Source organism: Halomonas sp. CKK8 (assembly GCF_029625235.1).
GTDB classification, from domain to species: domain Bacteria; phylum Pseudomonadota; class Gammaproteobacteria; order Pseudomonadales; family Halomonadaceae; genus Halomonas; species Halomonas ventosae.
Genome location: NZ_CP121193.1, coordinates 789,703 through 805,629, shown reverse-complemented (window position 1 = coordinate 805,629; position 15,927 = coordinate 789,703). Strand labels below are relative to the sequence as shown.

General features: G+C 67.4%; 15 protein-coding genes. 9 read left to right on the top strand and 6 right to left on the bottom strand.

The window, feature by feature from the left end:
- Window positions 1-114: 114 nt before the first annotated feature.
- Window positions 115-1,308, top strand: a complete 1,194-nt coding sequence (locus P8934_RS03825; RefSeq protein WP_278033017.1) for an MFS transporter — start codon at window positions 115-117, stop codon at window positions 1,306-1,308.
- A 51-nt stretch (window positions 1,309-1,359) separates the two neighbouring features.
- On the opposite strand, the gene P8934_RS03820 is transcribed toward P8934_RS03825, so the two are convergent.
- The 5 genes from P8934_RS03820 to P8934_RS03800 form a co-directional block, all read right to left on the bottom strand.
- Window positions 1,360-2,214, bottom strand: a complete 855-nt coding sequence (locus P8934_RS03820; RefSeq protein WP_278033016.1) for a universal stress protein — start codon at window positions 2,212-2,214, stop codon at window positions 1,360-1,362.
- 64 nt (window positions 2,215-2,278) lie between these two features.
- Entirely contained in the window at window positions 2,279-3,769 is a 1,491-nt protein-coding gene (locus tag P8934_RS03815; protein WP_278033015.1) for a SulP family inorganic anion transporter, read from the bottom strand.
- Window positions 3,770-4,189: 420 nt separating this feature from the next.
- Complete coding sequence (locus tag P8934_RS03810) at window positions 4,190-4,987, bottom strand: slipin family protein (RefSeq protein ID WP_278033014.1); 798 nt, start codon at window positions 4,985-4,987, stop codon at window positions 4,190-4,192.
- 64 nt (window positions 4,988-5,051) lie between these two features.
- The gene (locus P8934_RS03805; protein WP_278033013.1) at window positions 5,052-6,563 is read right to left on the bottom strand and encodes a nodulation protein NfeD; all 1,512 of its coding nucleotides are present in this window, start codon (window positions 6,561-6,563) and stop codon (window positions 5,052-5,054) included.
- 225 nt (window positions 6,564-6,788) lie between these two features.
- Window positions 6,789-7,490 (bottom strand): c-type cytochrome, encoded by a 702-nt coding sequence (locus P8934_RS03800; protein WP_278033012.1) that lies wholly within the window; start codon window positions 7,488-7,490, stop codon window positions 6,789-6,791.
- Window positions 7,491-7,710: 220 nt separating this feature from the next.
- Between P8934_RS03800 and P8934_RS03795 the strand changes: the two genes are divergently transcribed.
- From P8934_RS03795 to P8934_RS03780, 4 genes are read left to right on the top strand one after another with little or no spacing between them, the layout of a single operon-like run.
- Window positions 7,711-8,811, top strand: coding sequence for an aminoglycoside phosphotransferase family protein (locus P8934_RS03795; RefSeq protein ID WP_278033011.1), 1,101 nt, complete (start codon window positions 7,711-7,713; stop codon window positions 8,809-8,811).
- Window positions 8,812-8,868: 57 nt separating this feature from the next.
- Window positions 8,869-10,086, top strand: coding sequence for an ABC transporter substrate-binding protein (locus P8934_RS03790; protein ID WP_278033010.1), 1,218 nt, complete (start codon window positions 8,869-8,871; stop codon window positions 10,084-10,086).
- Between the two features lie 49 nt (window positions 10,087-10,135).
- Complete coding sequence (locus P8934_RS03785) at window positions 10,136-11,815, top strand: ABC transporter permease subunit (protein WP_278033989.1); 1,680 nt, start codon at window positions 10,136-10,138, stop codon at window positions 11,813-11,815.
- Window positions 11,812-12,447, top strand: a complete 636-nt coding sequence (locus P8934_RS03780; protein ID WP_278033009.1) for an ATP-binding cassette domain-containing protein — start codon at window positions 11,812-11,814, stop codon at window positions 12,445-12,447. Before P8934_RS03785 ends, P8934_RS03780 begins: the two co-directional genes overlap by 4 nt.
- A 53-nt stretch (window positions 12,448-12,500) precedes the next feature.
- Here P8934_RS03780 and P8934_RS03775 read toward each other — a convergent pair whose 3' ends face one another.
- Window positions 12,501-13,211: a lipo-like protein gene (locus P8934_RS03775; protein ID WP_278033008.1), complete on the bottom strand. Its 711-nt coding sequence runs from the start codon at window positions 13,209-13,211 to the stop codon at window positions 12,501-12,503.
- A gap of 235 nt (window positions 13,212-13,446) precedes the next feature.
- On the opposite strand from P8934_RS03775, the gene P8934_RS03770 reads away from it, so the two are divergent.
- From P8934_RS03770 to P8934_RS03755, 4 genes are all read left to right on the top strand, one after another.
- On the top strand, window positions 13,447-14,148 hold the full coding sequence (locus P8934_RS03770) for a TIGR04283 family arsenosugar biosynthesis glycosyltransferase (protein WP_278033007.1): 702 nt from the start codon (window positions 13,447-13,449) through the stop codon (window positions 14,146-14,148).
- A complete protein-coding gene (locus tag P8934_RS03765; RefSeq protein WP_278033006.1) occupies window positions 14,138-14,785 on the top strand; it encodes a TIGR04282 family arsenosugar biosynthesis glycosyltransferase in 648 nt (215 codons plus the stop codon). Before P8934_RS03770 ends, P8934_RS03765 begins: the two co-directional genes overlap by 11 nt.
- A 370-nt stretch (window positions 14,786-15,155) precedes the next feature.
- Entirely contained in the window at window positions 15,156-15,728 is a 573-nt protein-coding gene (locus P8934_RS03760; RefSeq protein ID WP_278033005.1) for a sigma-70 family RNA polymerase sigma factor, read from the top strand.
- Window positions 15,725-15,916, top strand: a complete 192-nt coding sequence (locus P8934_RS03755; protein ID WP_347403448.1) for a zf-HC2 domain-containing protein — start codon at window positions 15,725-15,727, stop codon at window positions 15,914-15,916. Before P8934_RS03760 ends, P8934_RS03755 begins: the two co-directional genes overlap by 4 nt.
- The last annotated feature ends 11 nt before the right edge of the window (window positions 15,917-15,927 follow it).

Sequence of the window (15,927 nt, the reverse complement as noted above, 5' to 3'; positions counted from 1 at the left end):
TCAAGCTGATACCCTGGGTCGCCTTCACCGGCGGGGCCACCATGGCTCCATCTTGCCACCGCGGTCCTGCCGCCGCACTCCCGACTTGCCAGTCATCACGCACCGGAGGTCACCATGGGGTACCGCACCCTGCTGCGGGATCATCGCGGGCTGCTGGGCATCGCCTTCCTGGCGATGTTCACCTCGAGCCTCGGCCAGAGCTTCTTCATCGGCCTCTTCCAGGCGCCGATCTCCACGCGGCTGGGGCTCAGCGCCGGCCAGTTCGGGACCGCCTATGCCGCGGTGACCCTGGTCGCGGGGTTCGCCGTGCTGCGCCTCGGCCCCAGCATCGACTGGGTGGCGCCGCGACGCTTCGCGCTGACGGTGATCGGCGCGCTGCTCGCCGGCGTGGCGTTGCTCACCCTCTCGCCCTGGTGGATCACCGGGCTGCTGGGACTGGGCCTGGTGCGCCTGTGTGGCCAGGGCATGATGACCCACCTGGGCAACACCCTCGCCGGCCGGGAGTTCGTCAGCCTGCGCGGTCGCGCCCTGGGGCTGGTCGGCATGGGTATCATGCTGGGGGAGACGGCACTACCGCCACTGATGGCGGCCCTGCTGGTGTGGCTGGGCTGGCGGGAGCTGTGGTGGCTGCTGGTGGCCTTGCTGGCGCTGTTCTGGGTACCGCTGCTGCTTCGCGGCCCCTGGCCGAAGGCACCGGGCAAGCGCCCGGCGCGTGGCCAGCGCCGCCACGGTCCGCGCCCCTTCCGCGAGGCGCGCTTCTGGCAGCTGCTGCCGCTGCTGATGATCCTGCCGGTCACCATGACCGGGCTCTTCATCTACCAGGCACGCATGACCGAGGACCTGGGCAGTTCCCTTACCGTCTATGCCCTGGCCCTGACCGGCATGGGCTTGGCCAAGCTGCCCGGCGCCCTGCTGGGTGGGCGCTGGGTCGACAGGCTCGGCCCGGTACGCCTGGCAAGGCTCTACCTGCTGCCCTATGCGCTGGCCCTGGTGGTGGCCATCCTCGCCGGCGGCCACGCCGGCGTCTGGGCGCTGATGGTGGGCGGGGGGCTCGCCATGGGGGCCCAGGAGTCCATCGCCACCAGCCTGCTGGTGCGCCTGTGGGGCGCCGAGCACCTGGGCACGGTGCGCGCCACCCTGAGCGCCGCCATGGTCTTCTCCACGGGGATCGCGCCGGCGCTGCTGGGCATCGCGCTAGACCTGGGCGCTTCCTTCTCCCATGTCCTGGTCGGCATGCTGGCGCTGCTGGTCATCGGCTGGGCGCTGGCCCAGGGCGTGCTGGCGAGCCCCGAGGCCCGGGGAGCCTGACGCGACGACGCCGGCCCGGAGGCCGGCGTCGCGTGGTGCAGGCGATGGCGATCAGCGCAGCAGCAGCACCGGCCCCTTGGCCTTGCGCAGCATGGTGGTGGTGGTACTGCCCACCAGCAGGTGGCGGATGCGCGAGTGGCCATAGGCGCCCATCACCAGCAGGTCGATGCCCTGCTCCTCCTGGTAGCCGCGCAGGGTCGCCTCCACCTCACCGGCGCGGATGGCACCCTCGGCCTCGTGGCCCGCATCACGCAGGGTCTTGAGCGCCCAGTCGAGCTGGGAGCGGTTGTCCCCGGTCTCGGCGCCGACGATGACCACGTGCACCGGGATACCGTCGAACAGCGGGCTCTTGGCCAGCATCTCCACCCCCTTGCGGGTGGTCTTGCTGCCGTCGAAGGCCAGCATCACCTTCTCCGGCTGCCTGAAGGACTCCGGCACCATCAGGATCGGCCGGTGCAGGGTGCGCACCACCCGCTCCAGGTTGCTCCCCAGATGGTCACCGTCCTGGTGGGCCATCTCGCCGCGCTTCCCGATCACCAGCAGGCGCATCTCCTCCTGCAGCTCTTCCAGGGTCTCCACCAGGGTACCGTTGCGCTGGCGACCGGCCGGCTCGGCCACGCCGTCCTCGACGGCCCGATCCCTGGCCGCCTTGAGCATCAGCCGGCCCTGTTCCTGGGCCACCTTGGCCCGCTTCTCCTCCAGTTCGGAGAGTTCCTCGAGCAGGTGCTCCCGCGACCCCAGGCCGATGTTGCCCGAAAGGTCCGCCTCGGCGGTCTGGGGATGGTTGTCGTTCACATGCAGGAAGGTAAGCGGGGCCCCCAGCGCCAGGCTGGCCCAGGCGGCGTAGTCGCACACTCCTTCCGAGAACTTCGAGCCGTCGATGGCGGCCATCACCTGTTCTGTCATCGTCTTGTCCTGAAGCTGGCGTGTATGGTCATCTCTTCACCTTCTACATCATCCGTCCGGCGGGTCAATGGCCGCCCATCAGCTTCTCGACGGCCTCGGGATCGTCATGCACCGCGTAGCGGTCGACGATGGTGGCGCTCGCCTCGTTGAGGCCGATCATCTCCACCTCGGTGCCCTCACGCCGGAACTTGATCACGATACGGTCCAGCGCCTGGACGGCGGTGATGTCCCAGAAGTGGGCGCGCGACAGGTCGATGGTCACCTTCTCCACCGTCTCCTTGAAGTCGAAGGCCTCGCCGAAGCGCTCGGAGGAGGCGAAGAACACCTGGCCCACTACCTTGTAGAGCCGGGCGTTGCCCTCGTCGGCCTCCTCGCTGCCGATGTAGAGGATATTGCCTACCTTGTTGGCGAAGTTCATGGCGGCGAGCAGCACGCCGACGAAGACGCCGATGGCCAGGTTGTGGGTGCCCACGGTCACCACCACGGTGGCCACCATCACCATGTTGGTGCTCATCGGGTGCTTCCTGAGGTCCTTGATGGAGCTCCAGCTGAAGGTGCCGATGGCGACCATGATCATCACCGCCACCAGGGCCGCCATGGGAATCTGGGAGACCCAGTCGGAGAGGAACACCACCATCAGCAGCAGCGCCACGCCGGCAATCAGGGTCGACAGGCGACGGCGACCGCCGGACTTGATGTTGATCACCGACTGGCCAATCATCGCGCAGCCCGCCATGCCGCCAAGCAGGCCGGCGCCGAGGTTGGCGATGCCCTGGCCCTTGCACTCACGGTTCTTGTCGCTCTTGGTGTCGGTCAGGTCGTCGACGATGGTGGCGGTCATCATCGACTCCAGCAGGCCCACCACGGCCAGCATCAGCGAATAGGGCAGGATGATCATCAGCGTCTCGAGGTTGAGCGGGACCTCGGGCCACAGAAAGACCGGCAGGCTGTCGGGCAGCTCGCCCATGTCACCGACGCTTCGGATCTCCATACCGGTCAGCATGTAGACCGCGGTGAGCGCCAGGATGCACACCAGCGGCGACGGCAGCAGCTTGCCCACCACCGGCAGGTAGGGGAAGCCGTAGATGATCGCCAGGCCGGCCGCCGTCATGGCGTAGACGTGCCAGGTCACGCCGGTGAGCTCGGGCAGCTGGGCCATGAAGATCAGGATCGCCAGGGCATTGACGAAGCCGGTGACCACCGAGCGCGACACGAAACGCATCAGCTCGGCGAGCCTGAGATAGCCCGCGAGGATCTGGAAGACGCCGGTCAGCAGGGTGGCGGCCAGCAGGTACTGCAGGCCGTGCTCCTTGACCAGGGTGACCATCAGCAGCGCCATGGCCCCGGTGGCCGCCGAGATCATGCCCGAGCGCCCGCCCGCGAAGGCTATGATCACGCAGATGGCGAAGGAGGCGTAGAGGCCCACCTTGGGGTCGACCCCGGCGATGATGGAGAAGGCGATGGCCTCGGGGATCAATGCCAGGGCGACGACGATGCCCGAGAGGGTGTCGCCCTTGAGGTTGGAGAACCAACTCAGTTTCATTTTCTCGTACATGCTGCGGTCCAGTCAGGGGGGATGGATGGGCCGTGAGGCGTCGGGATCCTGTCGTGCGCATGCCCTTCCCGGCACCCCGGTGGGGCGCTGTCGCCGTTGGCAGATTCAGGAGAAGGCGCAAGCCGCCGGATGGCGCGCAGGGGCGCCCGCGACATCAGCGTGATGTCGAGCGATGACGCACCGATGACGGTGGCATCGCCGGGAGATTAGGGAGGGTGCGCTAGGGCGGCGTGGCCAGCCCTGCCAGGGGAGTCATCACGTGCTGTCGTTTCCCTTGCTCGGCATCGGTGGGGCGCCATCGGACGAAAGTCGCATCAATGCACCCGATAAGAGCGCGGGAGTCTAGCAGAGATGCCATGGCGCTGCATCCATCCGCCCGGGCAAGGGCTGCCACGACCGGCTGGCCGTGGCAGGACGGGATCAGGAGGCGTCATCCGGGGCGCCGCCGCCGGTGCGCGCCTGGGCGGCGGGCGAGGCCTTCATGTGCTTGAAGGCCTCCATGATGTCCATGGGCAGCGGGAAGAAGATGGTGGAGGCGTTCTTGTTGCTCATGTCGCTCATGGTCTGCAGGTAACGCAGCTGCAGCGCGGCGGAGTTCTCGGCCATCACGTTGGCCGCCTCCACCAGCTTCCTGGAGGCCTGCAACTCGCCCTCGGCGTGGATCACCTTGGCGCGCCGCTCGCGCTCGGCCTCGGCCTGGCGGGCGATGGCGCGGATCATGCTCTCGTCGAGGTCGACGTGCTTGATCTCCACGTTGGCCACCTTGATGCCCCAGCTCTCGGCGGAACTGTCGATGATCTCCTGGATGTCGTCGTTGAGCTTGTCGCGCTCGGAGAGCATCTCGTCGAGGTCGTGCTTGCCGAGCACCGAGCGCAGCGTGGTCTGGGCCAGCTGGCTGGTGGCATTGACGAAGTTCTCCACCTGGATGATCGCCTTCTCCGGGTCCACTACCCGGAAGTAGAGCACCGCATTGACCTTGACGGTGACGTTGTCCTGGGAGATGACGTCCTGCTCCGGCACGTCCATGGTGATAACCCGCAGGTCGACCACCTCCATCTTCTGGATGCCGGGAATGATGATCAAAAGGCCCGGCCCCTTCACCGCCTGGAAGCGGCCGAGGAAGAACACCACCCCCCGCTTGTATTCGGGCAGGATGCGGATCGAGGCCGCCAGCAACATGATCAGCAGGACGACCGGAACGAGATAGGAAATCAACATGGCTTGCTCTCCTTCGATGTGTCCGGCGACGGCAGGCGCCGGCGCCGGGAAACGTGCCGGGGCCTCAGGACGAGGCGTCGAGCGGCTCTACCTCCAGGGTCAGGCCGTCGACCGCCGTCACGCGCACCGCCTGCCCCCGGGTCAGCGGCTGGGTACTGCGGGCATTCCAGCGCTCCCCCATCAGCCGCACATGACCCTGTCCCGCGAAATCCTCGAGTGCCTTGGCCTCGCTGCCGACGAGCTCCTCCTGGCCGGTCCGGGGCACGCGACGACGCAGCCCGATGAAGCGGGTCATCACCCACAGCATCAGGCCCGCCGCCAGCAGGGCGATGCCGCCGATCATCGGCAGCGAGATGTTCAGGTTGTCCGCGTCCATCAGCATCACCGATCCGATCACGAAGGCGACGATGCCGCCTATCCCGAGAATGCCGAAACTGGGCATCAGTGCCTCGCCCACGATCAGCCCCAGCCCCACCAGGATCAGCGCCAGGCCGGCGTAGTTGACCGGCAGCACCTGGAAGGCAAACAGTGCCAGCAGCAGCGAGATGATGCCGATGGTCCCCGGCACCAGGCTGCCCGGGTTGGACAGCTCGAAGATCAGCCCGTAGAAGCCGATGATCATCAGGAAGTAGGCGACATTGGGATTGGTGATCACGGCCAGCAGCTTGGTCCGCCAGTCCGGATCGAAGCGCTCGACGGCCAGATCGGCCGTGGCCAGGGTTCGCTCGCCGTCCTCCATCACCACCGTGCGCCCGTCAACCTGGGTCAGTAGATCCTCCAGGTCAGTGGCCACCACGTCGGTGACGTTCTGCTCCAGGGCCTCCCGGGCAGTGAGGTTGACCGCCTCGCGCACGGCCTGCTCCGCCCAGTCGGCATTGCGGCCATGGCGTTCGGCGAGCGAGCGGATATAGGCCACCGCGTCCTCCAGCACCTTGCGCTCCATGGCCGTCTCGCCACGCCGTCGGTCGTCGCCGCCCTCCTCGCTGGCCTCTCCTTCGCCGCCGGCTGCTGCGTTATCGGCATCGGCCCCGTTGCCGGAATCATCCTCGCTCCCGGTTGCCGGCGCGTCACTCTCCTCTGCCTCCTGTGCCCGGGCGTCGCCCTCTCCCCCATCGTCGTCATCGCCGAGTCCCGGCAGGCCACCGCCGCCGATCTGCACCGGGGTCGCCGAGCCGAGATGGGTGGCCGGCGCCATGGCTGCCACATGGCTGGCATAGAGCAGGTAGGTCCCGGCGCTGGCCGCCCGGGCCCCCACCGGCGAGACATAGATGGCCACCGGCACACTGGAAGTGAGCATGGCGCGGATCATCGAGCGCATCGAGGCATCGAGCCCGCCGGGGGTGTCCATCTCGACCACGACCAGCTCGGCATCGCGCTCCTCGGCGAGTTCCAGGCCACGCAGGAAATAGTCGCTGATGGCCGGCCCGATGGCATCGTCGATCGTCATCACCAGCGCGGTACGCTCACCCTGCTGCGCCTGCACCTGCCAGGCCAGCAGCGCACCGAGCGCCAGACACAGCAGGCTTGCCAGCATCAGGATGCGCCCGGCCATGCCCCTGCGTTCTGGATTCGTCATCTCGTACCCGCCCTTCAGTGCCTGTTCCTGAGAACCTCATTGGGGAACAGTGGTTCAGTCATTGCCGATATCAGCGTAGGCAGTGGACCCATGGGCGGCAACAGCCTGCCTCCAGTCGAAGGGGAAGGAGATGGCCTCGTCGCAGGCAACCGGGCCCGCCACCTGGCGGGCCCGGGGACGATGGCAGAGGAGAGAGGTGAGCGAGTTCAGAGCCGCAGGCCGGGCTCAGAGGTCATGCGGCTCTCCGGCAACGCGCCTCTGCACCTCCACCATGTAGGCCGCCAGTGAGGTCAGCTCCTCGCTGCCCCACTCCAGCGGCTCGGCCGCCATCGGCGCCACCATGCAGATCTGCACCATCTCGTCGGCGTGCACTTCCGACATCCCGAACTGGTTGGCGGCCATCGCCACCCGATGGGGGAAGGGCTGTTCGAATGTCGGGTTGTAGCCCATGTCCTGACCGTCACTGCCGTGGCAGCTCGCGCAGGCAAGGCCATTGCTGCTCAAGGAGGTGTCGTAATAGAGTTCCTCGCCGCGGACCAGCATCTCCCGGGGATTGTCGCCGGTCTCGCTGTAGGCCGGCGAATACCCCTCGGGCCTTGCCACCGCGGCGCTGTCGCCTCCCTCGGCCTCACCTTCGGCTTCGCCTTCCGCTTGACCCTCTGCCTCGCCTTCCGCTTGACCCTCTGCCTCGCCCTGGGCTTCTCCCTCGGCTTCACCCTGCGCCTCGGCGGCCCCCTCTGCGTGGTTGCTGGCCAGCATCAGGGACGTATCGGAGGGCGAAGCAAAGTCGGCAACGGCCGCGTCATCACCTGCCGAGGCCTGAAGGACGGCACCCCCCACCACCAGGGCGAGCAGCGGCGCCGTGTAGGCCAGTTGCCGATTCAGGCGGCCCAGGAGCTTGCGGCGCTTATCGTCATGCTGTGACATATTGTTCACCTTCGCTTGTGTTCATCCAGAAGATATCCGGAGCCCTCGCTCCACCGTGTCGCAACAACGGTTCCCCTATGTCGATGACGGTGCCCCAGGCTTACAGGCCGCCGAGATGCAACAGGCCATCGGGGAGCTCACCATCACCCCGCCTGTAAGGAACGCCTTGCGTCGCACGACCCTCCATCATCGACTGCAACCACATCACCCGAGGAGCGTCATGCCGGATATCGCCGTTCGCCCCGCGTCGCCACAGGCCCGACCGGATCTCTGCCATACCCTGGCCGTGGCCCTGCGCCACACCGGTCATGACGCGGACATTCAGGCCATGCACCCGATGGCCGATACGGGCCTGGCCCATCACCACGTGTGGCTCGAGCGGGATCAGATCGACTGGGTGGCGCGATTACCCAAGCAGAGCCAGATGCGACTCGACCCCGCCGCCAACCTCGCCTACCAGGCGGCCTGCTTCGAGCGCGCCAGCCAGGGCGGCCATGCCCCCTCCCTGCACGGCATCCTCCCGCCCGGCCCGTCGCTGCCGCGCGGCGGGCTGCTGGTCAGTGCCATCCGGGGTCGCCCGGCGCGACTCCCGGATGATCTGCCCGACATCGCCGAGGCGCTGGCCAGCTTCCATCTACTGGACGTGCCCGATGCCGAGTCGCGCCCACCGCTGCTGTCACCCGCCGCCCCCTGGACGGCGATGCTCGAGGAGATCAGGGACCAGGCGCGCTTCCTCGACCAGGCCGGGCTGGAAGCGGACGTCCGAGCGCTGATCGAGGCCGAGCTGGCCGCCCTGCCGGAACGCCTGCCTCCCGGGCCTGGCGCCGAGCCGCGACTGATCAGCTTCGATGCCCATCCCGGCAACTTCCTGATCACCGAGTCAGGACGCGCCGTGCTGGTGGACCTGGAGAAGTGCCGCTACGGCCTGGTGGGCTTCGACCTGGCCCACGCCAGCCTCTACACCTCCACCACCTGGGACCTGCAGAGCCGCACCGAACTGCTCCCCGCCGAGGTGGCCGCCTTCTATCGTCACTGGATCGCCGCCACGGGCTTCGACGGCGACACCGACACGCTGCTGGCGAGCCGGCGGGCCATGTGGCTCTGGTCGCTGACCTGGTGCGCGAAGTGGCGAGCCAGTAACCTTCACTCCCGGGACACCCAGGCCCGCGGCGAGGACTGGTCCGCCGAGCTGAGCGACGATGCCCTGATTGCCCACGTTCGCGAGAGGGTCGACCACTACCTTTCCGTGACCGTGATCGAACATGTGCGGCAGGAGAGTCGCGTGCTGACGCGCCTGCTCTCTGCCCCTGCTCACGATTGAAGCCTGCCCTCTCGACCGCCCCTTCACGCTGTCTCCCCAGAAAAGAGGACCCCTGCAATGCGCGCACCCTTCCCCCGGCTCGCTGCCCTGCTGCCGGCAATGATGCTCACGTCCACGGGCCTCGCGGCCGCGCCCGACCCGTCGGACTGGGAGGCCGTGCTCGACGAGGCGCGCGGCCAGGCAGTCTACTGGTATGCCTGGGCCGGTGAGCAGCGCACCAACGACTATATCGACTGGGTCGCCGGGCGGGTCGAGGCGCAGTTCGATATTGCGCTCACCCATGTCAAGGTCGGCGACACCGCCGAGGCGGTCTCTCGGGTGCTGGCGGAAAAGCAGGCCGGCAACGGTGACGACGGCAATGTCGACCTGATCTGGATCAATGGCGAGAACTTCGCCACCATGAAGGCCAACGACCTGCTGTTCGGTCCCTTCGCCGGGTCGCTGCCGAACTTCGCGCTCACCCACCCCGAGCACAACCCCGAAGTGGTCACCGACTTCACCCTGCCCACGGAGGGGTACGAGTCCCCCTGGGGCCGGGCACAGATCACCTTCTACTATGATAGCGACGAGGTCGCTGCGCCCCCGCAGGATATTCCAGCCCTGCTGGAATGGGCCGAGGCCAACCCCGGCCGCTTCACCTACCCGAGGATCCCCGACTTCACCGGCAGCACCTTCCTCAAGCAGGCCCTGATCGAGCTGACCGATGAGGAGGAGGCACTCTATGCGCCGGTCGAGGAGGGCGACTTCGCGGCCGTCACTGCCCCGCTCTGGGACTACCTGGATGCGCTCCACCCCCACCTGTGGCGCAGTGGTCGGCAGTTCCCCGCGACCGGGCCCGAGATGCGCAGCCTGATGGGCAACGGCGAACTGGCGCTGGCCTTCACCTTCACGCCCTCGGAGCCGGCGGCGGCGGTCGCCGACTTCGAACTGCCGGAAAGCACCCGCAGCTATGTGCCGAAGGGCGGCACCCTGGGCAACGTGCACTTCGTGGCCATCCCCTTCAACTCGCCCCACAAGGCCGGGGCCATGGTGGTCGCCGATTTTCTGCTCTCACCGGAGGCCCAGGCACACAAGCAGGACCTTGCCGTCTGGGGGGATCACACCGTGCTCGATGTGGCCCGCCTCGATGACGACACCCGGGCCATGTTCGCCCTGGACGAGAGTAACCCGGCGATGCTGCTCGCAGGCGCCCTGCAGCAGACGCTGCCCGAGCCGCACCCCAGCTGGATGACGGCCCTGCAGGATGCCTGGCAGGCCCGCTATATCGGCAACTGATGGCCAGGGACCACGCCCCGACCGCTCCCGCGACGAGGCCCGTTCGATGATGCTGCGCCTGGCTCCCGTGCTGCTCGTCGCGCTGCTGGTGGCCCCGATCCTTGCCGGCCTGGGCATGGCCCTGCTGCCAGCCTTCGGCTACCTGCCGGCCCTGGGCGGGGAGAGCCTGTCGCTCGCCCCCTGGCGGGCCCTGTTTGCCGAGCCCGGCATCTGGCGCTCGGCCGCCATCAGCCTCGCCAGCGGACTGCTCGCCACCGCCATCTCGCTGGCGGTGGTGATGCTCTATCTTGCCGCTGTAACCGGCAGCCGGTTCGACCGCTGGATCCGGCGGCTGGTCTCGCCGCTGCTCTCCATTCCCCATGCCGCCGCGGCCTTCGGGCTGGCCTTCCTGATCGCTCCCTCGGGGCTGGTCGCACGACTCGCCTCGCCAGGGCTGACCGGCTGGGAGCGCCCCCCGGACCTGCTGATCGTCCAGGACCCCTGGGGGCTCTCCCTGATCGCGGGGCTGGTGATCAAGGAGATTCCCTTCCTGCTGCTGATGAGCCTGGCGGCCCTGCCCCAGCTCGACCCCGAACGGCGCGTCGCCATGGCGCGCTCGCTGGGCTACCGCCCGACCCTGGCCTGGTGGAAGGTCGTCGCCCCGTCGCTCTATCCGCTGATCCGCCTGCCGGTCTATGCGGTGATCGCCTACGCCTCGTCGGTGGTGGATGTGGCGATGATCCTCGGCCCCACCCTGCCCCCTACGCTGGCCGTGTCGATCCTCGGCTGGTTCAGCGACCCCGACCTCGACAAGCGCTTCCTGGCCTCGGCCGGCGCGATCCTGCAGCTCGGCGTCACCGCCATGGCGCTGGCGATCTGGTGGGGACTGGAGCGGGTCGCCAGCCGGCTGATGGGCACCTGGATCGCACGAGGAGGGCGCCGTCAGGGCGAGACAGGGCTTCGGATCGCCGGCAAGCTGTGGATCCTGCTGGCCACGGTGATCGCCTTCGTCGGCATCGCCGGCCTGGCGATCCACTCCGTGGCAGGCTTCTGGCGCTTTCCCGATGCCCTGCCGGGAAGTTTCACCGCCGCCCACTGGGCCCGGGTATTGCCCTCGCTTGCCGGGCCGGTCGCCTCGACGGCGCTGATCGCCCTGGTCTCGACACTGCTCGCCGTGACCCTGGCCCTGGCGGCCCTTGAAAACGAGCAGCGCACCGGCCGACACCCCTCGCGGGCCCTGTGGTTGCTCTACCTGCCGCTGATCGTCCCGCAGATCGCCTTCCTGTTCGGGCTAGTGGTAGTGATGGAGCAGCTCGGTACCCGACCGACCCACGGCCTGATCATCTTCGGCCACCTGCTGTTCGTGCTGCCCTACGTCTTCCTCTCGCTCTCCGAGGCCTACCGCCGCTTCGACCCGCGCTGGTCACGCCTGGCGTTGACGCTGGGGGCCTCGTGCAACGGGGCCTTCTGGCGGGTACGCCTGCCGATGCTGCTGGCGCCGATCCTCACCGCCCTGGCCGTGGGGCTGGCGGTCAGCATCGGCCAGTATCTGCCCACCCAGCTACTGGGCGCCGGACGCATCACCACCGTGACCACCGAGGCCGTCTCGCTGGCCGCCGGCGCCAATCGCCGGGTGATCGGCGTCTGGGCACTGGTGCAGGCCTGCCTTCCGCTGGCAGGCTTCATCCTCGCCGTCGGCCTGCCCAGGTTGCTATGGTCGCGGCGACGCGGCATGCAGGGAGCCCCATGAACGCCACCCATCGACTCGAACTCCGTGATATCTGCATCCGGCTGGGCGACCAGCTCCTGGTGGAGCTCGATGCCGAGATCGGCCCCGGTGAGGTCCTCACCGTCATGGGGCCCTCCGGCTCGGGCAAGTCGACCCTGCTCGCCTATCTCGCTGGCTTCCTGGCCCCCGAGTTCCGGGCCAGCGGCCAGGTGCTGCTCGATGGTCACGAGATCGGCGGCCTGCCGGCCGAGCGCCGCGGCATCGGCCTGCTGTTCCAGGACCCGCTGCTTTTCCCCCACCTCTCGGTGGGCGGCAACCTGCGCTTCGGCATGCCCGGGGCCAGCGCCGACAAGGCCGCTCGGGTCGAGCAGGCCCTGGCAACCATCGGCCTCGCCGGCTTCGGCGACCGGGACCCGGCCACCCTCTCCGGCGGCCAGAAGGCCCGGGTGGCGCTGATGCGCCTGCTGCTGTCGGCCCCCTGCGCGGTACTGCTCGACGAACCCTTCTCGAAGCTCGACACCCACCTGCGTCACGAGATGCGCCGGCTGGTGTTCGACCGCCTGCGCGAGGCCGGCCTCCCCAGCCTGCTGGTGACCCACGACGCCGAGGACGCCGAGGATGCCGGTGGGCGAGTGATCGAACTGTCCCACTGAGCCTCTGGGCCCCTGCCCCAGGACGGGCTCAGGCCGGCTCCTGCCAGTGCAGCTCATGGGGGTCGAAGCCCCCTGCCAGGCCGGGCTTGACGACATCGAACCAGGGGGGAAAGATCGAAATCGCGGGGGGTGAACAGCGTATGGTGCCGGCGCTGGAACATTTTCGCCTCGCCCGCCACGGGGATCGGCAGGATCGGATAGCGAATCGACTGGAAGGCCTCGGCGATCAAGGTCGAGCAAATGGCCCGGGTCGGATCCCCGCTGCCCAGCCCGAGCATGCGTCGTCGCCAGGGCATGGGCACGGGAGGCAAGGGCAGCAGGTAACGGGCCAGATCGAGGATGTTGCGAAGGTCGTAGCGGTGACCCACGCGCCCGCAGGCAAAGGCGATCAATCGCTCGAGGTCCTGAGGCCCCAGGCCTACCGGACGGCAGATGCGCAGCGGATAGCCCTCGAACTCCTCGAATCCCACCACCCGCACCCCCTCGGCGAGGTCCGCCTCGACAAAGCCGCCGCCCTGGACCGAGGCTGCCGACCCGGGACAGCCGCCCTCGCCGACATAGAGGGCGGCATGGGACCAGGTGGACTGCGTCAGGTACTTGATCACCGTGCTGATCCGCGAGGAGCCCTCGACCAGCAGGACATCACCGGGCTCGAGACATGACCGGACGCCCTTATCAACCGGCAACAGGGGGCTGTGCCAGGGCCTGGGACAGGAGAGCCAGCAACCGAGCCCATAGCCGCAGCGCTCGAGCATGTTGGACATCGATGGCTCCCTCCGGCGACTCAGGAGATGGATGACGGCAGGGCCAGCCAACAGGCATGCAGCCGCCTCATGACCTGCCCTTCTCTTGTACCCGGTATCGGCGACCCTGCGTTTCTGTCGTATCGTCCAGGGACGCCTTACAGGCCCGCCAGCCACCGCCGCACTGTAAGGATCAGGCGACATATCATACCCAGAGGATCTCAGCATCGATCCGCACATCGGGAGGCGTATCGGCATGACGGACATACCGAGGCTCAGCATCATCATCCCGACACTGGATGAAGCGGCCACCATCGAGGAGTTGCTGACCCGACTGACGCCATGGGAGGCCGACGGCGTCGAGGGCATGGAGACAGTGGTCGTGGATGGGGGCAGCCTCGACGACACGGTGGCCCGGGCACGCCCCCTGGCATCAATGGTGATCGTCAGCGAACCCGGCCGGGCCCGTCAGATGAATGCCGGGGCTCGCGAGGCCCGCGGAGATCACCTGCTGTTCCTGCATGCCGATACGCGACTTCCGCGAGGCGCCGATCGGTTGATCGCCTCGGCCCTTGCGGATGGACATTGCTGGGGCCGCTTCGATGTACGACTGGAGGGGCATCATCTGTTGCTGCCCGTGATCGCCGTCGCCATGAACCTGCGCTCGCGCCTGACGGGCATTGCCACCGGCGACCAGGGGCTGTTCATGACCCGGGAGGCCTTCGACGCCGCGGGCGGCTTTCCCGACCAACCGCTGATGGAGGACATCGAGATGTCGCGGCGACTCAAGCGGCAATCGCCTCCCGCCTGCTTGACGGAGAAGGTGGCCAGCAGTGGCCGGCGCTGGGACCAACAGGGCGCCTGGACCACCATCCGCCTGATGTGGCGATTGCGCTGGCGCTACTGGCGAGGAGTGACGGCGGATGACCTGGCCCGGGCGTATCGCCATGTCCGCTGATGCTCACGGGACCTTTCCCCTGGCGATACTGGCCAAGGCACCGATTCCCGGACAGGTGAAGACGCGCCTGATCCCGGCCTTGGGCGCCGAGGGCGCCTGCCGGCTGCACGAGCGACTGCTGCGCCATGCGGTGGCTACGGCCCTTGCGGCGACCTCGCCGCAGTGCATCACCCTGTGGACGGCACTGGATCATGCCCATCCCATGTTCCGGGAACTGGCCGATCGGCATGGCCTTAGGCTTCGCGCCCAGCCAGAAGGCGACCTGGGGGAGCGCATGCACCAAGCCCTGCAGGCCATGGACGCACCGGGAGTGCTGATCGGCAACGACTGCCCGGCACTCACCCCGGCGCTGCTTCGGCGCTGCCAGGCTGCCCTGACGCACGCCGATGCCGTCTTCCTGCCGGTCGAGGATGGCGGCTATGCACTGGTCGGGGTCCGACGAGTCGACCGCCGCCTCTTCGCGGACATTGACTGGGGCACGAACCGCGTCATGGCACAGACGCGCGCTCGCGTCGACGAGCTGGGCTGGCGGTTGGCCTGCCCCGCCCGGCTCTGGGATGTGGACAGGCCCGAGGACCTTAATCGGCTCGCGGATCATTCCGACCTGATCACGGTGCCGGGAGGCCGTTACCGATAACGATGGCCCGCCCCGCCCCATCTTTCGCGGTGGCAGTGCGCCTGAATATCGCCCCTCCTCTCCCATGAAGGCCGGGGAAACTTGCCTGAAAAGCACACCAAACCGCATCAAGAAGTCAAGGAATCAATAGGCACTTTGCCTCCCAGATATCCTGCTATCCACATCAAATAATGGACAGGAACACATGGCATTACAGCAGCATTACTGATGCCATCTATCCCATAATACCTGTCGATGACCTTGAGAAATCTGTAAGGAAATCCTGGCCTGAACGACTCACTCGAGAGACCCTGTACCCTGGCTGATACCAGCTGCTAGACTTTGCCTGAATCTGGTCCAAGCATCGGCACAGGGAACGAGGGTCTCCTAGATGAACGAAAAAGACGATAGGCTACAACGACTTACGGCCGTCAGGCCACGCCTGGTCTCCTTCGCCCTCATGCACTTGCGTGATCGAAGCCAGGCCGAGGATGCCGTGCAGGAGGCCATGATGTCCGCCATCGAAAAGAATGAAAGCTTCGCCGGGCGATCCGGCTACGAGACCTGGGTCTTCGGCATCCTCAAGTACAAGATCCTCGACGCCATGCGCGTGCAGAAACGTCATGGCCGCTGGCAGCCTCTCGAGGACGAGGACGACGCCATCGACCGGCAATTCCAGCAGAATGGCCGCTGGCAGGAGAGTGCTCGCCCTTCCAGCTGGGGAGAGCCCGAGGCAGCCTTCGAGACCGAGCACTTCTGGCAGGTCTTCGATGCCTGCATGATCGCCCTGCCGGACAATGCCGCCAGGGTGTTTTCCCTGCGCGAGCTGATGGGACTCTCCACCGATGATATCTGCAAGGAGCTGGACATCAAGGAGAACAACTGCTGGGTGATACTGCATCGCGCCCGGCTGCGACTCAGGGCCTGCATCGAGAAGGGCTGGCTGAAGGAGGAAACAGCATGATGATGTGCAAGGAAGCGACCCGCCTGATGTCCCTCAAGCAGGACCGCCCTCTCACCTTCCAGGAACGGGTTTCCCTGAGGCTACACCTTTCCATGTGCGGCGCCTGCCGAGAATGCGACAGACAGTTCACGCTGCTTCATGAGGCCGGCAGGCGATTCGGCCCGGAGCAGGACGATGACGGGCACTAAAGGCCCGTCAC